The following is a 20878-nucleotide window of genomic DNA, read 5'->3' on the forward strand; positions in this document are numbered from 1 at the left end:
GAGTTTAAGGCGTGTCGCGGACCACGTGGTCGTCGGGATCGACGGTGTCCGAGTCGTCGTCCGGCTCGCCGTCGGGAACATCCCCGGCCGGGACGTCGTCGGCGTCGTCGGACGTGATGTCGTCGGCGTCCGACTCGGGGGTGTCGAACCAGTCGTCGAGATCGTCGCCGACGGCCTCCGCGGACTTGCTCCGGCCCGTCAGACCGCCGTCGGCCAGCCAGACGACGGCCACGACGAGCAGACCGCCGAGGGCGAGCCATGCGAACGTGTAGACGCCTGTGGTCGGAACGCTGACACCGGTGTGACCGAGCTCCCCCAGTCGCCCGCCCGCCGTCCACGCGAACACGACGATCAGTGCGGCGGCGACCGCCGCGCCGATCCCGACGGCGCGCAGATGCTTGAGCGGATCGTCACTCCGGCAGAACCAGCCCAGGAGCAGACCAGCGGCGAGCGGGATCAGGAAGAGGAACCATCCGAGTGCTCCGGCGCCGACCTGCGGGACGACCGCGGTCACGGGCAGCGGCGGGACGGCTCCCCGGGAGACGTCGAACGCGTCGACGACGGTGGTGCCGATCTGCGCACTCGCACCGGTGCTGACCGCGGTGGCTCCGACGATGACGTTCGGCAGGTAGAGGATCGACAGTCCGGCCAGACCGAGGTAGCCGTCGACGGTGTTGCCGTCGGCGATCATGCTCCCGACCGCTCCCCAATGGGCGACCAGCCCGCCGAACACGACCACGGCTCCGCCCGCGATGAGAACGCCGAACGCGATGAGGCCGCCGCGCGCGCCGACCCGCTCGGTGGCGGGCACTGCGAATTCGGCGAGGATCGGCGTGAGGCTGGGGATCGCGACGCCGACGAGGACCGCGACACCCTGGACGAAGAGGGTGTATCCGAATGCGAGCAGCGGATCGGGCGCCTCGATGGGCGTGGTGGCCGACCCGTCGGCCACCACCGCGAGGGACAAGGCCGTGACAAGCAGACCGCCGCCGAGCGCCGCCGAGACGATGCCGATCAGGTCGGGCAGTGCACGGGCCGTCGCCGCGCCCTCGGCGACGAGTTTCGCGGTGGCCGCCATCGCCAGCAGGGTCGGCAGAAGCGGAAGCACCCCGAGGGTGATGCCGCCGATCGTGATCGGCACCTGATTGACGGCGAGCCAGCCCGCCGCGGTCGCCGAGCCGATGCCGGACAGTCCGTCGCCCGCCAGCAGTCGGATGAGGCCGATGATCACCGCGATCGTGACCACGGTGATCATCGGCGACACCAACGCGACCTTGACGAGATCCCAGGTGGCGGCCTTGCGGGGGACGCCACCGGCACGACGATCCAGGCGCACCTGCCTGAGGCGGGCTGCCAGGGAGTTCGACGACGGGCTCACGCGGTCGCGGCGGTGGTGATCGTTACTGCTGTTCGGACTGCGGGGTCGCAGCCGCGCCCGGATCGGTGTTCGGCTTGACGAACGCGGTGGTCGCGTTCACGTCCGACTGGCCGTACCCCGACGCGGCCTGCTGGCCGGTGGAGACAGCCTGCGTCGCGGCGTTGTAGTTCTGCGCCTCGGGCTGAGCCTGCGCGGCGCCCTGCTGGCCGTAGCCATACCCGTAGCTCGACGACTGGGCCTGCGGCTGTCCCGCCTGGGCCTGCGGCTGCGCCGCCTGCTGGGCGCCGTAGGCGTCGGCCGCCGGTGCGGAGTAGCCCGCCGACGACGCCGCGGCGGCAGCCGTCGCATCCGCCGGAGCGGTCTTGATCTGACCGCCCTCGACCAACAGCCACACGACCGCGGCGATCGCCGACAGGATCGACGTGATGAGGAGGACGATGGCGCCCGCGCCGTTGTCGGCATCCGCGGTTGCGAACTGGAAGATCGTGACGAGCGCGCTCACCACCGTGAGCGCGAAGACCGATCCGACCGCCCACTTCTCCGTGCCGAGAACGAATGTGACGAGCGCGATCAGGCCAGCGACTGCGAGCAGCACGTACGGACCGACGAAAGCCGACTCGAACAACTTTGACGAGGTGGACAGGTAGGCGCCGTCGTACTTGGCGCCGGCCAGGAATCCGCAGAACAGCGTGATGACGCCAAGGCCGCCGATGACGCCCGCGAGGATGGTGGGTGTGTTGGCGGGGAGGCCCTGGCCGGCGGGAGCCGGAGCGCCGTAACCGTACTGTGCCTGCTGCTGACCGTAGGGGTCCTGACCTGCGGGCTGCTGACCGTACGGGTCCTGCGCGGCCGCCTGCTGCCCGTACTGCTGCTGACCGTACTGCGCCTGCTGGCCGTACTGGCCCTGCGTCGCGTCGTAGCCCTGCTGGCCGTACTGCTGCTGACCGTACTGCTGGTTCTGTGCCGCCTGGGGATCCTGGCCGTAGCCGTAGCCGTAGCCGCCTGACTGCGGGTAGGTCATGTGTCGCTCCTCGCGTCGAGTTCGCATCATCGGCTGTTCCGACGAACGGACTCCACGCTAATACACGGACGCTGAGAGGGTCCGGCACCGTTCCCCCGACGAGTCGGTCGATCGGACGACGTCGTGGTTTCGCAGGTAGCGCAAGCGAGTGCGGAAGTCCATCGTTGGCGGCCTAATCGAAACTATATACGAGACTATTGTGATTTTAGACATATCAGAGTAGCGTGGAGATACCGAAAGAAGCAGACAACCCGGCGGAGGAGGTGGACACCATGACGAACATCGAACTGCCCGATAATGCGCTGGATCTCGTGCGGTTGCAGGATCAGGTCGCGCAGAAGCTCGCGGTGGTGTCGCTGGCCGGGTTGTCCGACCGGGAGCTGCTCGTGGCCTCCGAGGTCAATGAGCGGTCCAATCGTCGTGGTGTCGGTGTGGATGCGCGGCTGTTCGCCGAGGTGTCTCAGCGCGGTGCGTACCGCGAGTTGGGATCGCAGATGCCCGGCAAGTACCTCGAAGGTCAGCTTCGACTGTCGGCGCGGGCCCGCAAACAGCGCACCGACGCGGCGTTAAGCCTGAGCTCACTGGTCGCCTTCTCCGGCGAACCACTCGAGCCGAGCCTCCCGGCCACCGCCGACGCCGTAGCCGACGGCGACCTCTCCCTCGACCATGTTGCGGAGATCGTCGACGTCATCGACGCGATCCCGGCGGCGATCCCCGCCGATGTGAAGGGCCGCGCCGAAGCCGAACTCGCCGGCGTGGCTCGGACGTTGACTCCCGAACAGACCCGGACCGCGGGCAAGCGGATTCTGGCTCACCTCGATCCCGACGGTGAGTTGACCGACGACACCGACCGAGCCCGGAGTCGTGGCGTGACTCTCGCTCCGCAGGATCGGCGGCTCATGTCGGCGATCAGCGCGAAATTGACTCCGGCGGCACGCGCCAAGCTTGAGGCACTGCTCGTATTGTGGGCGGCACCGGGGATGAACAATCCCGACGACGAGCAGTCCCCGTCCGGATCATCGGCCAATGTCGACCCCGAGGCGCTCGCTGCGGCCGCCGAGCGGGACACTCGTTCGCAGTCGCAGCGCAATCACGATGCGTTGGAGGCGATGTGGACGTTCCTGATCGCCAATGGCGGTCTGGGCGAGGGTGCCTCCCTGTCGTCGCAGCTGGTGGTGACCGCGTCGCTGGATGATCTCGAATCCCGCTCGGGTGTCGCGACCACCGCGACCGGGACTCGTCTGCCGGTCAAGGACCTCGTCGAGATCGCCGGCGACGCGACCCCGTGGCTGGAAGTGTTCGCCACCGCCTCAGCACAGATCCTGTACCTCGGGCGCGGCAAACGCCTGGCGTCCCGGGCTCAGCGGCTGGCGTTGTTCGGCCGCGATCGCGGCTGCACCGCGCCCGGATGCACCGTCCCGTGGTCGCGGACCCAGGCCCATCACATGCCGGACTGGCAAGACGGCGGTCCGACCGATGTGGATCATCTCGGTGGGGCGTGCGGCGGCCACAACAGGTCGGTCTCGACCACACCCGGTGGATGGGAGACCACCATCCTGCAGACCGGTCCCTTCACAGGCCGGGTCGGATGGCGGCCCACCGGCTCGAACGAGCCGTGGAAGGTCAACCACGCGTTGCAGCCGGAGAAGATCCTCCCCACGTACGGCGATCGGGTCACCGAGTCCGGATCGGCCGTCGAAAAGTGGCTGTCCTGCCGGATTCCGGCCCCGCCACCGGGTCCGCCCGTCCCGCCGGGGACGGACGTGGTGCGGCACCCCGCCTGAGACAGGTCAGGCGGGGACACCGTCATGCCCGACCGGTCAGGCGCGGTGGCGGCGACCCTGTTCGGCGTACCAGTCGATGAGGGAGTAGTCGTCGACCGACTTCGGATCGATGTTCACCTCGGTGCGGCCCGCGAGGATCGCGGTCACCGGGACCTCGAGTTTCTTGCCGGTGCGGGTGTGCGGGATGCCGGGGGCGAGGATCACTTCGTCGGGAACGTGCCTGGCGGACAGTCGGCTCTTCACCTGGGACGCGATACGCGAGACGAGTTGATCACTCAGTTCGGCTCCGGGAACGAGCGTCACGAACAGCGGCATCCAGTACTCGCCGCCGGGCCCGTCGACGCCGAGGACGAACGCCTCGGCGATCTCATCGATCCCCTCGACCACTTCGTAGATGTCGGCGGAGCCCATGCGGATGCCGTTGCGATTGAGCGTCGCGTCGCTTCGCCCGTGGATCACCAGCGAACCGCGGTCGGTGACCGTCACCCAGTCGCCGTGCCGCCACACGACGGGCGCGTCGTCCGCGTCCCACTGATGGGCGAAGTACGCCGCGCGATACCGCTCGCCGTCGGCGTCGTTCCAGAACGAGACGGGCATCGACGGCATCGGCTCGGTGATCACCATCTCGCCGACGTCGCCGATCAACGGCTGGGCCTGCGGGGTCCAGCTCTGCAGATTGCAGCCGAGATAGCGGACGGAGAGTTCACCGGCCACCACCGTCACACCGGTCGAACCGCCCGCGAAGGCCGACACGACGTCGGTTCCGCCACTGATGGACGAGATCGGCAGACCCGCGGCCACATTGTCGTCGACCCAGGTGAAGAGGTCGGCGGCCAGCGTCGACCCGGTGCTGCCGAGCGTCCGCAGGGCCGAGAGGTCGTGGTCGTCACCAGGGTGCAGGCCCGCCTTCCGGGACGCCTGCAGCTGTCCCGGGCTGGTGCCGAAGTACGTCACCTTCTCGTCCGCGACGATCCGCCACAACGTGTCGGCGTCCGGATACAACGGAGACCCGCTGTAGGTGACTATCCGCGCACCGACGAGCAGGCCCGCCGCCTGGAAGTTCCACATCATCCAGCTCAGTGCGGTCTGCCAGAAGAAGACGGAGTCGGGTCCGAGGTCGCCGTGCAGGCCCGCGGATTTCAGGTGTTCGAGGACCACGCCCCCGTGGCCGTGGACGATGCCCTTCGGCTTGCCCGTGGTGCCGGACGAGAACAGCACCCACAGCGGGTGGTCGAACGGCACCTTGACCGGTTCCGCCGATGCAGGTCGGGCGGTCGCGTCCGCCCACGACAGCACGGCGTCGACGGCCTCGCCGACCATGATGTGAGTCGTCACCCCGAGCAGGCGGGCCAGTTCCACGGACTCGGCGCGACGATCGACGTCCTTGCCGTTGTAGCGATATCCGGACGACGAGACGAGGACCGTCGGATTCAACTGGGCCATGCGACCCGCCGCGCCCTCGGGTGCGTAGTCCTGACCGCACCCCGACCACACGGCCCCCAGGGACGCCGTCGCCAGGAACGCGATCACCGTCTCCGGCACATCCGGCAGATAGCCTGCGACGACGTCGCCGCGTCCGACTCCGGCGTCGGCCAACGTCCGCGCGAGCGCTCCGACGAGCCCGGGCAGCTCGGCCCACATGATCTCGGTGCGTGAACCGTCCTCGGCGATGCCGACGATCGCCGCACCCGGCAGAGTCGAGTGGGCGAGCACCGCGTCGACGTAGTTCAGCTCGACGCCGGGAAACCACTGCGCGCCGGGCATCGACCGGTCGGCGAGCACCGCGGCGTCCCCGTCACCCAGCGGGGACGCGGCGATCGCGTCGAGGTCGAAATGGTTCCACACCGCCCGCCAGAAGCCGGGCAGGTCGTCGACCGACTGCTGCCACAGCGCCGGGTAGTCGGTCAGGTCGCGTCCGGCCGCGGCCCCGTACGACGCGGCGAACCGCGCGATCTGCGACTGCATCACTTGTCGAGCCCCAGGAACTCGATCGACTTCGCGCGCATCTCCACTTTGCGGACCTTTCCGGTGACGGTCATCGGGAACGCGTCCACCACATGGACGTACTTCGGGATCTTGTGGCGCGAGATGTGACCGCCGGCGAACTCGCGGATCGCGTCGGCGTCCAGCGGCGACGCACCGTCGCGCACCTGGATCCACGCCATCAACTCCTCCCCGTACTTCTCGTCGGGGACCCCGATGACCTGGGCGTCGACGATGTCGGGATGGGTGTACAGGAACTCTTCGATCTCGCGCGGATAGATGTTCTCGCCGCCGCGGATCACCATGTCCTTGATGCGGCCGGTGATGCGGACGTAGCCGTCGTCGCCCATGACCGCGATGTCGCCCGTGTGCATCCATCCGTCGGCGTCGAGGGCCTCGGCCGTCTTCTCCGGCTGATTCCAGTAGCCGGACATCACCGAGTAGCCGCGGGTGCAGAACTCGCCCGCCTCGCCGCGCGGGAGCACGTCGCCGGTCCCCGGGTCGACGATCTTGATCTCCAGATGCGGACCCACCCGGCCGACCGTGCCGACACGCAGGTCGAGGGCGTCGTCGGACCGGGTCTGCGTGGACACCGGACTGGTCTCGGTCATGCCGTAGCAGATGGACACCTCCGACATGTTCATCTCGTCGATCACTCGACGCATCACCGCCTCCGGGCACGGCGAGCCCGCCATGATGCCCGTCCGCAGGGACGACAGATCGTACGACGCGCCGGCATCGAGCAGCGCCAACTCCGCGATGAACATCGTCGGCACGCCGTACAGGCTGGTGCACCGGTACTTCTCGACGGCGGCGAGCGCCGTCGACGGGTCGAACGCCGGACCGGGGATCACCATCGCGCTGCCGTGCGAGATGGCCGCGAGGTTGCCCATCACCATGCCGAAGCAGTGATAGAACGGCACCGGGAGGCAGATCCGGTCGGCTTCGGTGTAGTTGACGAGCTCACCGACGAGGAAGCCGTTGTTGCCGATGTTCGTGTGCGAGAGGGTCACGCCCTTGGGCGACCCGGTGGTGCCCGACGTGTACTGGATGTTGATCGGGTCGTCGGCGCGCAGACCCGCCGCGATCGCGTCGACGGCGGCGAGTTCGTCGGCCGTCGGCTCGGCGAGCAGCTCCGTGAAGTCGCCCGACTCGAACAGGACCACCTGTCGCAGGTCCGGAGCCTGGTCGCGCACGTCGTTCAGCATCTCCGCGTACTCGGAGTCGCGGAACCGCTCCGCCGCGAGCACGACTGTCGTCCCCGACTGCACCAGCACGTACGCGAGCTCGTGTCGACGGTACGACGGGTTGATCACGACGAGGATCGCGCCGATCTCGGCCGCCGCGAACTGGGTCAGCACCCATTCGAATCGATTGGGTGACCACAGCCCGATCCGGTCTCCCGCAGCGACGCCCAGACGCAGCAGTCCCGCGGCCAGCGCCCGCACGTCCCGCCGAAACTCGCGGTACGTCCACGTCCGGTCGATCGCTGCGTCGATCAGTGCGACGGCGTCCGGGAACTTCTCGGCCGTCGCAGCGAGGGTCGCGCCGATGGTGGTGGTCAGCAACGCGGGTTCGGATTCGCCGCGCGCGTAGGAGTCGGTGTCGGTGTACGCCTGCTCAGCCATGAGTTCCTCCGGGTGATGGGGTGGGGATCAGCGGGTGGCGCCCGCGCGGGACATGACGGCTCGGGCCTGTGCCAGGACCGGGCCGTCGATCATCTGGCCGTCGAGCGCGAACACGCCGCCGTCGTAGTCGACAGCGGTCTCCAGCACGCGTCGCGCCCACTCGACGGTCTCTGCCGCCGGGGCGTAGCCCTCGCGGATGTGCGCGGCCTGCGACGGGTGGATGCAGGCGGTGGCCGTGTAGCCGAGCGCGACCGCGTCGCGGACCTCGGCGACGAGGCCGTCGACGTCGGCGATGTCGATGTGGACCGCGTCGATCGCGGCCTTGCCGTACGCGCCCGCGGCCAGCCGCACCCGCGACCGCACGTGACGGGCCACGTCCCGGTACTCGCCCGCGTACGGCTCATCGTCGCCGAATCGGCTCGACGTCCCACCGAGTCCGGCGACGAGGTCCTCCGCACCCCACATGAGCCCGACGCAGTTGGGCGCGGCGACGATCTCCTCGACACGGAGCGCTCCCTTCGGCGTCTCGATGAGTGCGATCGTCGGCAGATGATGCGCCGCGAGCTGCGACGGGTCCTCGACCTTGGCCTGCATCAGGACGCGGTACGGCGTCGCCTGCACGGCGGCGAGATCGAGCTCGTGATCGTCGGTGCCCGCCGGGTTCACCCGCACGATCACGCGATCGGCCGCGATCGGGTTGGCGATCAGCGCCTCCCGTGCGGCGGCCTTGTTGACCGGTGCGACGGCGTCCTCCAGGTCGAGGATCACCATGTCGGCGCGGTCGAGCGCCTTCAGATACCGCTCGGGCCGATCGGCCGGGCAGAACAACAGCGCCGGACCGGCCGGGGTCCACGATTCGACTGCCATGTCAGCTCTCTCTCGGTGCGAGTCGGACGAGCGTCGAACGCGACGCCTTCGCCACTATGACACCGTCTTGGTTGCGGCCGATGTGCGTGATCTGAACAATGCCTTCACCGGGGCGCGACGACGACTCGCGTTTGCCCGTGCACTCGGTCTCCGCATACAGCGTGTCCCCGGCGAACAGCGGATGGGGAAAGGCGATGTCGCTGAAACCGAGGTTCGCCACGAGCGTCCCCTGCGTCAGCTGCGACACCGACAGCCCGACGATCGTCGACAGCGTGAACATCGAGTTGATCAGCCGCTGTCCGCCGAATCCCGGCTGCTGCGCCGACCACGCGGCGTCGAGATGGAGCGCCTGGGTGTTCATCGTCAACGTCGTGAACAGCACGTTGTCGGCTTCGGTCACGGTCCGTCCGGGCTTGTGCTCGTAGACGGTCCCGACCTCGAACTCCTCGAACCACAGTCCGCGCTGGGAGACGCGTTTGCCGCCCGCGCTCACGCCGGCAGTCCCAGCGCGCGGGCGATCAGCATGAGCTGGACCTCGGTGGTGCCCTCGCCGATCTCGAGGATCTTCGAGTCGCGGTAGTGGCGGGCGACCGGGTACTCGTTCATGAAGCCGTAGCCGCCGTGGATCTGCGTCGCCATGCGGGCGTTGTCCATCGCGGCCTCGCTCGACACCATCTTCGCGATCGACGCCTCCTTCTTGAACGGCTTGCCCGCGAGCATGCGGGCCGCGGCGTCGTAGTACGCCATGCGGGCGACGTGAGCGCGCGCCTCCATGCGGGCGATCGCGAACGACACCGACTGGTACTCGGCTATCGACTTGCCGAACGACTTGCGGTCCCGCGCGTACTTGATCGACTCGTCGACGCAGCCCTGTGCGACACCCGTCGCGAGGCCCGCGATGGCGATGCGTCCCTCGTCGAGGATCGACAGGAAGTTCGCGTAGCCGCGACCGCGTTCGCCGAGCAGGTTTTCGCGCGGGACGTGGACGTCGTCGAAACTCAGCGGATGCGTGTCGGACGCGTGCCAGCCGACCTTGTCGTAGGCGGGTTCCGCGGTGAAGCCCGGCGTCCCCGCGGGCACGATGATCGTCGAGATCTCCTTGCGGCCGCCTGCCTTCTCACCGGTCACCGCGGTGACGGTGACGAGCGAGGTGATGTCGGTGCCCGAATTGGTGATGAACTGCTTGCCGCCGTTGATGACCCACTCGGAGCCCTCGTCGCGGGCGGTCGTGGCCGTCGCGCCCGCATCGGAGCCCGCACCCGGCTCGGTGAGGCCGAAGCCGGCGAGCGCCTTTCCGGCGAGCAGGTCGGGAAGGTACCGCTCCTTCTGCTCCTGCGTGCCGAACCGGTAGATCGGCATCGCGCCGAGACCGACACCGGCCTCCAGCGTGATGGCGACCGACTGGTCCACCTTGCCGAGCTCCTCCAACGCGAGGGCTAACGCGAAGTAGTCGCCGCCCATGCCGCCGAACTCCTCCGAGAACGGCAGGCCGAACAGGCCCATCTCGCCCATCTTGGCGACGACCTCGTACGGGAAGGTCTTCTCGCGGTCGTGCCGCGCCGCGACCGGCGCGACGACACCCTGCGCGAAGTCCCGGACACTGTCGACGAGGTCGGTGTACTCCTGGGTCAATTCCATGTCAGTTCCTTCTTCTCAATTCGGCTGGTTCGCCCGCCGCCCGCTAGGGAATGGGCGGGGCTGCGATGTGCGCGAGGACCTGGGCTGCGGCGACCTTGTCGCCGACCGCGACGGTGATGCTCGCGGCCCCGTCGATCGGAGCGCGGAGCGTGTGTTCCATCTTCATGGCCTCGACCACCACGAGCGGGTCACCCGCGGTGACCGTCGCACCGTCGATGCCCGGCACGGCCACGACCGTCCCCGGCATCGGGCTCGTCACGTCGCCCGCGGCGTCGGCGTCGTCCGCGTCGGCCAGCGCCCGGAGCGGATGGGCCTGCCAGGTGCCCGCGTCGCCCGCCACCCAGTGGTCCCGGACGGTCCACGCGCGACGGATCCCGTCGACGGTCAGATGCACGGTGTCACCGGAACGCGCCATGATCACGTGCCCGGTCCACGACTCGTCGTCTCCACCACTGACCGTCACCTCGGCGTCGACTACGCCGGACGCGGCACTCAGCAACGACGACACGACGTGGGTCCGACCGTCCACCGACAGCCGCGAGACGTAGGGCGACGGAGCCCCGACGCGGAATCCGAGCGCACTCGACCACAGGTCGTCGGGGTCGCCGAGGTCGAGGGCGCCGAGCGACGCGGCCACCAACGCCTCCGGCGGCGGTGTCGGGGCGTCGTAGTCGACGACGATCCGGTCGAGGAGTTCGGTGTCGAGGTCGCCCGACCGGACGGCCTCGTGCGCGAGGACGTGGCGGCAGAAGTCGACGTTGGTGACGACGCCGGTCAGTCGGGTCTGTGCCAGCGCCTCGTCCAGCCGGTCGACGGCTTCGCCGCGGTCGGCCCCGTGGACGATCACCTTCGCGAGCATCGGGTCGTAGTCGCTGCCGATCACCGATCCGGCGACGACACCGCTGTCGATGCGCGCGAATCGGGGCCACGCGAGGTCGCCGATCCGGCCCCCGGTCGGCAGGAACCCGTTCGCCGGGTCCTCGGCGTACACCCGAGCCTCCATCGCGTGCCCGGTCATCGTCACGTCGTCCTGAGTGAACGAGAGGACCTCGCCGCGCGCGATGCGCACCTGCTGTTCCACCAGGTCGAGGCCGGTGACCAGCTCGGTGACCGGATGCTCCACCTGGAGACGGGTGTTCATCTCCATGAAGTAGAAGTTCTCCGGATCGCGCGCCGAGACGATGAACTCGACGGTTCCCGCCCCGGTGTAGCCGACGCTGCGGGCGGCGTCGCACGCGGCCTCGCCGATACGAGCCCTGGTGGCCTCGTCGAGCAGCGCCGACGGGGCCTCCTCGATCACCTTCTGGTGACGACGCTGCAGGGAGCACTCACGTTCGCCCAGGTGGACGACGTTGCCGTGCGTGTCTGCCAGCACCTGCACTTCGATGTGGCGCGGGGTCAGGACGAAGTGTTCGAGGAACAGGGAGTCGTCGCCGAACGCCGCCCCAGCCTCTCGGCGAGCGGTGACCAGCGCGTCGGCGAGGTCGGCGGCGTCGTCGACGCGATGCATGCCCTTGCCGCCGCCGCCCGCGCTCGGCTTGATCAGGACGGGGAACCCGATGCCCGGAGCGGCCTCGATCAGTTCGTCGTCGGTGAGTCCCGGCCGCGACAGGCCCGGAACCACCGGCACGCCGCGTTCGGTGACGGCCGCGCGCGCCGTGATCTTGTCGCCCATCGTCGCGATCGACTGCGCGGGCGGGCCGATGAACACGATGCCCGCGTCGGCGAGCGCGGCCGCGAACGTCTGGTTCTCCGACAGGAAGCCGTACCCGGGGTGGACGGCGTCCGGCCCGGTCGCGACGGCCGCGGCGATCACCTTGTCGATGTCGAGGTAGCTCTGCGCGGCGGCTGCCGGGCCGAGGCGGACCGCCTCGCCCGCGGCCTTGACGTGCGGCGCGTCGACGTCGGCGTCGGAGTAGACGGCGACCGATTCGACGCCCATCGCGGTGAGCGTGTCGATCACACGGACGGCGATCTCGCCGCGGTTGGCGACGAGCACTTTGCGAATACGAGTGGTCATTGTCATCACATCCGGAAGACGCCGTAGCGCGGCTCGGGCAGGGGCGAATAGCGGCAGGCCTCGAGGGCGAGACCGAGTACGGTGCGGGTGTCGGCCGGGTCGATGATCCCGTCGTCCCACAGCCGGGCCGTGGAGTAGTAGGCGTCGGACTGTTCGGCGAACTGCTCGCGGATCGGCGCCTTGAACGCCTCCTCGTCGGCGTCCGACCAGGTCCCGCCCGCGCGTTCGACGCCGTTGCGTCGGACCGTCGCGAGGGTGTCGGCGGCCTGCGGTCCGCCCATCACCGAGATGCGGGCATTGGGCCAGCACCACAGGAACCGCGGCGAGTACGCGCGCCCGCACATGGAGTAGTTGCCCGCGCCGAACGAACCGCCGATCATCACGGTCAGCTTGGGGACGCGTGCGCAGGCGACGGCGTTGACCATCTTGGCGCCGTTCTTGGCGATGCCGCCCTCCTCGTACTGACGGCCGACCATGAAGCCGGTGATGTTCTGCAGGAAGATCAGCGGGATACGCCGCTGATCGCACAGTTCGATGAAGTGCGCACCCTTGAGCGCCGACTCGCTGAACAGCACACCGTTGTTGGCGACGAATCCGACGGGGTGTCCGTGGATCGTGGCGAACGCGGTGACGAGCGAGGTTCCGTAGCCGGCCTTGAACTCGGTGTACTCGCCGCCGTCGGACAAGATCTCGATCACTTCGCGCACGTCGTACGGGATCTTCGGGTCGGTCGGGACCACGTCGTAGAGGTCGGTCTGTTCACGCTCGGGCGCCACGGTCGGGACGGTGTCCCACTGAGCGGCGTCTCGCGGACCGAACGTCGCGACGATCTCGCGGACCTTCGCCAAGGCCTGCTCGTCGTTGTCGACGAGGTGATCGGTGACGCCGGAGACCGTCGAGTGCATGGCGCCGCCGCCGAGGTCCTCGGCCGTGACGTCTTCGCCGGTCGCGGCCTTCACCAGCGGCGGACCGGCGAGGAAGATGGTGCCCTGATTGCGGACGATGACGTTCTCGTCGCTCATCGCGGGAACGTACGCGCCGCCCGCGGTGGACGAGCCGAGGACCGCGGAGATCTGTGGGATCCCGGCGGCGCTCATGTTCGCCTGGTTGAAGAAAATGCGACCGAAGTGCTCGCGGTCGGGGAACACGTCGTCCTGGTTGAGGAGCATCGCGCCGCCGGAGTCGACGAGGTAGATGCAGGGCAGCCGGTTGGCGGCGGCGATCTCCTGCGCGCGCAGGTGCTTCTTGACGGTCACCGGGTAGTAGGTGCCGCCGGAGACGGTCGCATCGTTGGCGACGATCATGCACTCGCGGCCGTGGATGCGGCCGATGCCCGCGACGACGCCCGCCGAGGGAGCCTTGCCGTCGTACATGCCGTGGGCGGCGAGCGGCGCCACTTCGAGGAACGGCGATCCGGGGTCGAGGAGGCCGTCGATCCGGTCCCTGGCGAGGAGCTTGCCTCGTGCGACATGTCGATCGCGGGCCTTCTGTCCGCCGCCCAACGCCGCGGTCAGCACCCGTTCGCGGAGCACCTCGACGTTCTCGCGGTGGGCCTCACGCGGCCCGGCTTGGAGTCCGGTCGGTGTCGATGCCATCGTCCACCCTCTCGGTTAGTTTCCATTAACTGAAATTAGAGTAGCGGCCGATCGGCGATCTGACCAGACCTTCATCCGATCCGCCGACAGCGGCGATGCCCGGAGCATCATCGCCCTTCGCCATCCTCCCCCCGTCGGCCCACCGATCACCACGACTTGGCGATGCTCGACCTCCGCGTCGCTCCGCTCACCGAACCCGGGGCCGCTCGCCCGCGTCGTCCACGAAGAACGTGACAGCGGTCACGCGATTGCATACCCTGGGCGGTGAGCCACCGCACACCCCGCGGTGTCTGACACGCGCCTCGACGCGTCGCACCACCCCGCGACGGGCCGAGCCGAACCGATACAGGCCAGGTGAAAACATGACCGTTGCCGACGACCGCGCCCAGGCACAGCCGCCCGCGTCGCCCTCGCACTTCTCCCTCGACGACCGCTACACGCGGGCCTCGGGAAGCATCTATCTGACAGGCATTCAGGCCCTGGTCCGCACGGTCCGCGACCGTGCCGTGTTCGACCGCCGCAACGGACTGCAGACTGCGTCGTTCATCTCCGGATACGAGGGCTCGCCGCTCGCGGGCTACGACCTCGAGATCGCCCGCCGCCGCAAGCACCTCGACAAGTGGGACATCGTCCACCGTCCCGGCCTCAACGAGGAGATCGGCGCGACCTCGGTCATGGGCACGCAGGTGGCCCCGCGCGTCGGGCATCTCGCCGCGGACGCGACCGGCGTTCAGCGCGACGGCATCGTCGGCTACTGGTACGGCAAGGCTCCCGGCCTCGACCGGGCGACCGACGCCCTGCGTCACGCGAACATCATCGGCACCCACTCGTCGGGAGGTGCGGTGGCGCTCGTCGGCGACGATCCCGGCGCGAAGAGCTCCACGGTCCCCTGCTCGTCGGAGATGGCCCTGGCCGACCTGTACATGCCGATCCTGTACCCGGCCGACAGCGCCGACATCCTCGACTTCGGCATCCACGCGGCCCTGATGAGCCGGGTGTCGGGTCTCTGGACATCGATCAAGGTGTCCGCGCACGTCGCCGACGGCTCGTCGACCGCCGAGGTCGATCTCGACCGCTTCAGCGTCGACTACGGCGGCCTCGGCACCAGCCCGCACATCCCGTCGGGCAAGCTCCTCGGCCCCACGCTGATGGAGCTCGAGCAGAACCAACTCACCACCCGCATCCCGCGCGCCATGGAATACGCGCGGCTCAACGGCATCAACAGCATCGTGCAGTCCACCGGCGACGACCGGATCGGCATCGTCGCCGCGGGCAAGACGTACCTCGACGTCCGGGAGGCGCTGCGCCTCATCGGGATCGACGACGCCGAACTCGGACGCCTCGGCATCCGCATCCTCAAGCTCGGCATGGTGTACCCGATGGAACGCGCCATCCTCGACCGGTTCATCGCCGGACTCGACGAAGTGATCGTCGTCGAGGAGAAGCGCGACTTCATCGAGACGATGATGCGCGACATCCTGTTCCGCCGCCCCGACGCTCCGGCGATCGTCGGCAAGACCCACGAGGACGGCTCCACCCTGTTCTCGCGGTTCGGCGAACTCGACGTCGACGCGGTCTCCCGCGGCCTCGCGGCACGACTGGGCGCGCGCCACCACATCGAGCCCGCCCAGCGGTGGATGGACGAGCGCAACGGAAAGCGCGAACGCATCATGCTGCCGCTGGCGGTCCGCACCCCGTACTTCTGCTCCGGCTGCCCGCACAACAGCTCCACGAAGGTCACCGACGACACGCTCGTCGGCGCGGGCATCGGCTGCCACGCGATGGTCCTGCTGATGGAGCCCGAGCAGGTCGGCGACATCGCGGGCGTCACCCAGATGGGCGGCGAGGGCAGCCAGTGGCTCGGCATGGCCCCGTTCGTCACCGAGAAGCACTTCGTCCAGAACATCGGCGACGGCACGTTCATGCACTCCGGGTCGCTCGCCCTGCGGTCGGCCGTCGCGTCCGGCGAGAACATCACCTACAAGCTGCTCTTCAACGGCACGGTCGCGATGACCGGGGGCCAGGATCCCGTCGGCCAGATGAACCTCCCGCAGATGCTCGCCCTCCTGCAGGCCGAGCGGGTCGCGAAGATCGTGGTCACATCGGACGAGCCGGGCCGGACCAAGGCCCTCGGACTGCCGAAGGGCGTGGACGTCCGCCACCGCGACGACATGCTCGACGTGCAGCGCGAACTCGCCGAGGTCCCCGGCGTGACCGTCCTCGTCCACGATCAGCACTGCGCCGCCGAGAAGCGCCGCAAGCGCAAGCGCGGCCAGTTCGAGACGCCCAAGCAGCGCGTGATGATCAACGAGCGGATCTGCGAGGGCTGCGGCGACTGCGGCGCCAAGTCGAACTGCCTGTCCGTCCACCCGGTGTCGACAGAGTTCGGACGCAAGACCCAGATCGATCAGAGCTCGTGCAACCTGGACTTCTCGTGCCTCGAGGGCGACTGCCCGGCGTTCGTCAGCATCGTCCCCGGAACCGAACGCAGCCGCGACAAGGTCGCGTCGATCGCGGGGTCGCTGATCCCCGAGCCGACGTTCACGCCCACGATGAACGGCAACTTCACGATCCGGATCACCGGCATCGGCGGCACGGGCGTCGTCACCGTCTCCCAGGTCCTGGCGACCGCCGCCGTGATCGACGGCCACAGCGCCCGGACCGTCGACATGACGGGCCTTGCCCAGAAGGGCGGAGCCGTCGTCAGCGACATCAAGGTGTCGGCGTCGCCGGTGGAGCAGGCCGCTAAGGTCGCGTCCGGCGACTGCGACGTCTACCTCGCCTGCGATCAGCTCGTCGGGGCCGACCCGGTGAACTTGAAGGTCGCGTCGACCTCGAAGACCGTCGCGATCGTCTCCACCACGAAGGTCCCGACGGGATCGATGGTGATCGACACGTCGGTCGCGTTCCCCGAGGCCCTCGCGGTCCGCACCGCGATCGACGATCACGTCGCGCGGTCGGTGTACCTGAACGCGGGAGAACTGTCGGACGACCTGTTCGACGACGAGCAGTACGCGAACATGCTGATGGTCGGCGCCGCCTACCAGACGGGTTCGCTGCTGATCACCGCCGACGCGATCGAGCGGGCCATCGAGCTCAACGGCGTGGCCGTCGAGGCGAACATCCAGGCCTTCCGCCGCGGCCGCCAGGCCGTCGTCGCACCTGCCGACGTGGTCGCCGCGGCCGAGTCGGTCCGCGTGCAGGTTCCCACGTACACGCCGTCGGCCGACGCGACGCGCGCCGCCCGCACCCTGACCGGGGCGGGCGACGAGCTGACTGCCGTCGTCGAACGTCGCTACGACGAGCTGGTCGCCTACCAGAGCGTGAAGTACGCGCAGTCGTGGCTGGCGGACGTCCAGCGTGTGCATCGGGCGGGCCACGGCGACGACTTCACGTCGACCGTCGCGCGCAACCTGTACAAGCTGATGGCGTACAAGGACGAGTACGAGGTGGCTCGCCTGTCGGAGGACGCCGCGTTCGCCGCGGAGATCACCAACACGTGGGGCGACGACGCGAAGGTGTCGTTGCGTCTGCATCCGCCGATGCTGCGCGAGATGGGCATGAAGCGGAAGATGTCGCTCGGCGAGTGGGCCACTCCCGCGATGAAGGGCCTGTCGAAGATGAAGCGCCTGCGCGGCACGAAGCTCGACCCGTTCGGTTTCGCCGGCGTCCGCAGGATGGAACGCGAACTGATCGTCGAGTACCGCCAGGCGATCGACACCGTGATGGGCGCCCTCGGCTCGTACCCCGCTCCCGAGCGGGTCGCGGCCGCGACCGCCATCGCCGATCTCCCCGACATGGTCCGCGGCTACGAGGGCGTCAAGACCGCCAACGTGGAGCGCTACCGCGCCGAGCTCGACCGCCAGCTCCACAACCTGTAGTCACCCGTCGACCCCCGCCCGCTCCTTGAGCGAACACGCCCATTCACCCGCTCCTTGAGCGAGCTTGCGAGTCGAAAGGTCCTCAGACGCTAGACCTTTCGACTCGCTCCGCTCGCTCAAGGAACGGGCGAGGGGTCGTCATCGAGTCGAAAGGTCCTTCAGACGCCGCGGCGGAACGGGCGCCGCTGTCGCGCTAGAAGGAGGCGGAGTAGCGGCCGGCGGAGCGTGCGGTGAGGCGCCAGCCGCCGTCGACTCGGGTGAGGGCGACGTCGGAGAGTCCGGTGGAGGTCACCGTCGGGCGGGCCGAGCCGGGAATCCACGCCTCGACACGGCCCGTCCCGACGCCCGCGAAGCCGTGGGCGGACGTGCTGGTCAGACGTCCGGGGACGGCGCGGGGATAGGCCTGTGCGAGGACGCGTCCGACGGGCGTGTCGAGGCCGGAGACTCGGCCGGACGGGCAGCGGGTCACGTTGAGGTGAGGCTGGTCCTCGTGGGTGTTGCCGTCTTTGACGGCGTGCGGGTCGCCGCAGGCCTGCGTCCACGACCACCAGGCTCCGCCGACTCGGTACTCGTCGGCGGCGCGCATCCAGCGGGCGACGTCGGACGGGCGGCGACTCGGGTCGGTCCACCATCCCCACTCACCGGTCCACAGGGGTGCGTTGTAGGAGTCGGCGGCGGCGCGCGCGATCGCGAAGCCCTGCTCGACGGTCGGGACGTCGTTGCTGACGTTGATCGAGCCGCTGTACAGATGCGGCGAGAACACCAGCCGCGGATCCCTGACCGGGGGCAGGGCGTCGACGCCGAACGCCGACCAGAGCGCGCTCGGTTCGACGATCGCCAGGTGCTCGAATCCGCCTCGTTCGGCGACGCGGATCGCACGGATGGCGCGCTGGTAGTACCGGCCGATCTGGGCGGCGGCACTCAGCGGCTCTCTCAGGCCCGGGTTCGGCTCGTTGATCAGGTCGTACCCCGCGACGGCAGGCTCGTTCTTGAACACCGCTGCCAGACGCGCCCACGTCCGGACGAGACGGTCCTGGATGCCGTTGCGGTCGTCGTAGAAGTTCTGGAAGGCGCGCGCCACACCCGGCGCGGCTTCACGCTGACCGGCGATCGTGCACAACGACCACCCGTCGGTGATGGTCGCCCAACCCGGCGCGCCGTCCCACCCGATGCCGGCCTTCATCGGCGACGGGCATGCGACGCCCGAGGGAGTCCCGATCGTCGGACCCCACGCGTCCTGGTGCATGTCGAGGACCGTGTAGATCCCGTGCGCTTTGCCCCAGGCGACGGACTGCTTGATCCGGTCGACGTACGCCTGGTCGAACGCACCGCGCGTCGGTTCCAGTCGTGACCATGACAGGTTGAGCCGGACGACGTTGAACCCGAGGCCGGCCATCGCGGCGAAGTCTGCCTCGGACGCCGGGACGACGGTCGGGAGCGGCTGGTCGTTCTGCGCGTACTCGGCGAGGTGATTGAGGTTCACGCCGCGCAGGAGGACGGTGCGACCGGTGACGTCGGTGACGTCCCGATGCGCGACCGTCAGTCGCGGCATCGTCCAGCCGGTGTCGGCACGCGCAGGCGACACCGCGACCGGCAGACAGGTGGCGATGAGGGACGCAGTGACCGCAAGTGCACCCAGGAGCGTTCGACCGACCATCGATCGAACGTAACCGGAGGGAAAGCTGAACCGCTACTTTGCTGACAGACTAGGCATGATCTGGACGAACGCCCGCGTACAGGGCCGCCGACACCATGCCGATGAGGACCGTGCGGACCTCGTCGGCGGGATAGGGCGGCAGACGCGGCGACGAGTTGAGGAGCCCGAAACCCGCGTGGACCCGGACCCGCGCCTCGTCTCTGGTCACACCGTCTCCGACCGCTGCGTTCAGGACGTCCACCCACAGTTCGACGTACTGCCGCTGCAAGGATCGGACACGGCGGTTCGCGTCCGGGGTCATCGACGACAGGTCACGGTCCTGGACGGTGATCAGATCGGGCCGAGTGACGAGCATGTCGATGTGGAATTCGACGAGCCGCGCAAGGATGTCGTCGGACGATCCCCCGTCGGCGACCACCGCTTCGCCGCCCGACTGGAGCCGCTCACTGATGTCGAGCAGCATCTGGTCGAGCAGGTCGGTCTTGGACGAGAAGTGCCGGTACATGGCGGGCCCGCTGACTCCGACCTCGGCTCCGATGTCTTCGAGCCGGACGCCGGAGAATCCCCGTTCGGCCATCTGTCGCGCGGCGGCCGCGATCAGTTCGGCTCGACGTGCAGCTTTGGCCTGAGAGCGCTTCGTTCCCGGCGCCGCGTCTGCGGCGCCGGGAACGGAGCGGTCGGGCTCGGGCATCGGGTCAGGGCTGCTGGTCGTGCTTCGCTTCGTTCAGGCCCTCGATGAGGACCGCGGCCACGAGGAGCGCCGCCTGGATGAAGCCGAAGATCATCGAGACGTACGCGCCCGCGCCGAGCGTGACGAACGACGGCAGGGTCACCGACGCGGCGAAGATCCCGAGCCAGCCCGCGACCGCGAGGAACGCCAGGTAGGGCAGGAACTTGCGCCACTTGGGCGCGATGAGGGCGACGGTGGCGATGCCGACCGCGCCGAGGAGGATGAAGAACCAGCCGACGCTCAGGAGCAGGGTCGGCGAGAAGAACGCGGGTACGTCCACCGTGCCGTTGAGGTCGTTGGCCCAGTCCTCGGCGTCGTTGCCGATCGCTTCGTCGATCGACAGCCATGCGACGAATCCCATGAAGAACGTGATGATGCCCGCGAGCGACGACCCGAGCGTCAGCTTGTACGGCAGGGGGAGCTGCGCGAGGAACGACGGCCGTGCGGGCGGCGGCGGGCCGAATCCGGGCTGACCGTACGGTCCGGGCGGCGGGTACGGGCCGGGCTGACCGGGAAACGGCTGACTGCCCGGGGCCTGCTGAGCGTTCCACTGGGGCTGCGCTTGGGCCGGGTCGAACGCCGCGGTCTGCTCGAACCCGGGCGCGGGATGGTTCGGATCACTGGGCGGTGGGCCGGGCTGGCCCTGGTACGGCGGCTGTGTCATGCAGGTATTGAACCATCCGCACGGTGCCGGAT

14 protein-coding genes are annotated in these 20878 nt (G+C 69.0%); 2 read left to right on the forward strand and 12 right to left on the reverse strand.

Annotated elements, in window-relative coordinates; genetic code table 11:
* Positions 1–4: 4 nt before the first annotated feature.
* Both GYB83_RS07320 and GYB83_RS07325 read right to left on the reverse strand, forming a co-directional pair.
* A complete protein-coding gene (locus tag GYB83_RS07320) occupies positions 5–1378 on the reverse strand; it encodes a cell division protein PerM (RefSeq protein ID WP_161894875.1) in 1374 nt (457 codons plus the stop codon).
* Between the two features lie 22 nt (positions 1379–1400).
* Positions 1401–2399 (reverse strand): DUF5336 domain-containing protein, encoded by a 999-nt coding sequence (locus GYB83_RS07325; protein ID WP_161894876.1) that lies wholly within the window; start codon positions 2397–2399, stop codon positions 1401–1403.
* A 272-nt stretch (positions 2400–2671) separates the two neighbouring features.
* On the opposite strand from GYB83_RS07325, the gene GYB83_RS07330 reads away from it, so the two are divergent.
* Complete coding sequence (locus GYB83_RS07330) at positions 2672–4183, forward strand: HNH endonuclease signature motif containing protein (RefSeq protein ID WP_161894877.1); 1512 nt, start codon at positions 2672–2674, stop codon at positions 4181–4183.
* Between the two features lie 36 nt (positions 4184–4219).
* Here the strand turns inward: GYB83_RS07330 and GYB83_RS07335 are convergent, their stop codons facing one another.
* Genes GYB83_RS07335 through GYB83_RS07365 form a run of 7 tightly spaced genes read right to left on the reverse strand, consistent with a single transcriptional unit; the run spans position 4220 to position 13914 of the window.
* On the reverse strand, positions 4220–6148 hold the full coding sequence (locus GYB83_RS07335; RefSeq protein WP_228461274.1) for an acetoacetate--CoA ligase: 1929 nt from the start codon (positions 6146–6148) through the stop codon (positions 4220–4222).
* Positions 6148–7794 (reverse strand): AMP-binding protein, encoded by a 1647-nt coding sequence (locus GYB83_RS07340; RefSeq protein ID WP_161894879.1) that lies wholly within the window; start codon positions 7792–7794, stop codon positions 6148–6150. The genes GYB83_RS07335 and GYB83_RS07340 overlap by 1 nt, the downstream gene beginning before the upstream one ends.
* Positions 7795–7821: 27 nt before the next feature.
* Positions 7822–8661, reverse strand: coding sequence for an HpcH/HpaI aldolase/citrate lyase family protein (locus tag GYB83_RS07345; RefSeq protein WP_161894880.1), 840 nt, complete (start codon positions 8659–8661; stop codon positions 7822–7824).
* 1 nt (position 8662) lies between these two features.
* Positions 8663–9154 carry a MaoC family dehydratase gene (locus tag GYB83_RS07350; protein WP_161894881.1) on the reverse strand — a complete coding sequence of 164 codons (492 nt, stop codon included), beginning with the start codon at positions 9152–9154 and terminating at the stop codon, positions 8663–8665.
* Positions 9151–10299: an acyl-CoA dehydrogenase family protein gene (locus tag GYB83_RS07355; RefSeq protein ID WP_161894882.1), complete on the reverse strand. Its 1149-nt coding sequence runs from the start codon at positions 10297–10299 to the stop codon at positions 9151–9153. The genes GYB83_RS07350 and GYB83_RS07355 overlap by 4 nt, the downstream gene beginning before the upstream one ends.
* Positions 10300–10342: 43 nt before the next feature.
* The gene (locus GYB83_RS07360) at positions 10343–12319 is read right to left on the reverse strand and encodes an acetyl/propionyl/methylcrotonyl-CoA carboxylase subunit alpha (RefSeq protein WP_161894883.1); all 1977 of its coding nucleotides are present in this window, start codon (positions 12317–12319) and stop codon (positions 10343–10345) included.
* A 5-nt stretch (positions 12320–12324) separates the two neighbouring features.
* Positions 12325–13914, reverse strand: a complete 1590-nt coding sequence (locus tag GYB83_RS07365; RefSeq protein ID WP_161894884.1) for a carboxyl transferase domain-containing protein — start codon at positions 13912–13914, stop codon at positions 12325–12327.
* 362 nt (positions 13915–14276) lie between these two features.
* Here GYB83_RS07365 and GYB83_RS07370 point away from each other — a divergent pair, with 362 nt between their 5' ends.
* Positions 14277–17795, forward strand: a complete 3519-nt coding sequence (locus GYB83_RS07370) for an indolepyruvate ferredoxin oxidoreductase family protein (protein WP_161894885.1) — start codon at positions 14277–14279, stop codon at positions 17793–17795.
* Between the two features lie 193 nt (positions 17796–17988).
* Here GYB83_RS07370 and GYB83_RS07375 read toward each other — a convergent pair whose 3' ends face one another.
* From GYB83_RS07375 to GYB83_RS07385, 3 genes are read right to left on the reverse strand one after another with little or no spacing between them, the layout of a single operon-like run.
* On the reverse strand, positions 17989–19452 hold the full coding sequence (locus tag GYB83_RS07375) for a glycoside hydrolase family 5 protein (RefSeq protein ID WP_161894886.1): 1464 nt from the start codon (positions 19450–19452) through the stop codon (positions 17989–17991).
* Between the two features lie 49 nt (positions 19453–19501).
* Positions 19502–20143 carry a TetR/AcrR family transcriptional regulator gene (locus tag GYB83_RS07380; RefSeq protein WP_161894887.1) on the reverse strand — a complete coding sequence of 214 codons (642 nt, stop codon included), beginning with the start codon at positions 20141–20143 and terminating at the stop codon, positions 19502–19504.
* 4 nt (positions 20144–20147) lie between these two features.
* A complete protein-coding gene (locus GYB83_RS07385; protein ID WP_161894888.1) occupies positions 20148–20846 on the reverse strand; it encodes a DUF5336 domain-containing protein in 699 nt (232 codons plus the stop codon).
* Positions 20847–20878 lie beyond the last annotated feature (32 nt).

It is taken from the genome of Gordonia spumicola (genome assembly GCF_009932475.1).
Lineage (GTDB): Bacteria > Actinomycetota > Actinomycetes > Mycobacteriales > Mycobacteriaceae > Gordonia > Gordonia spumicola.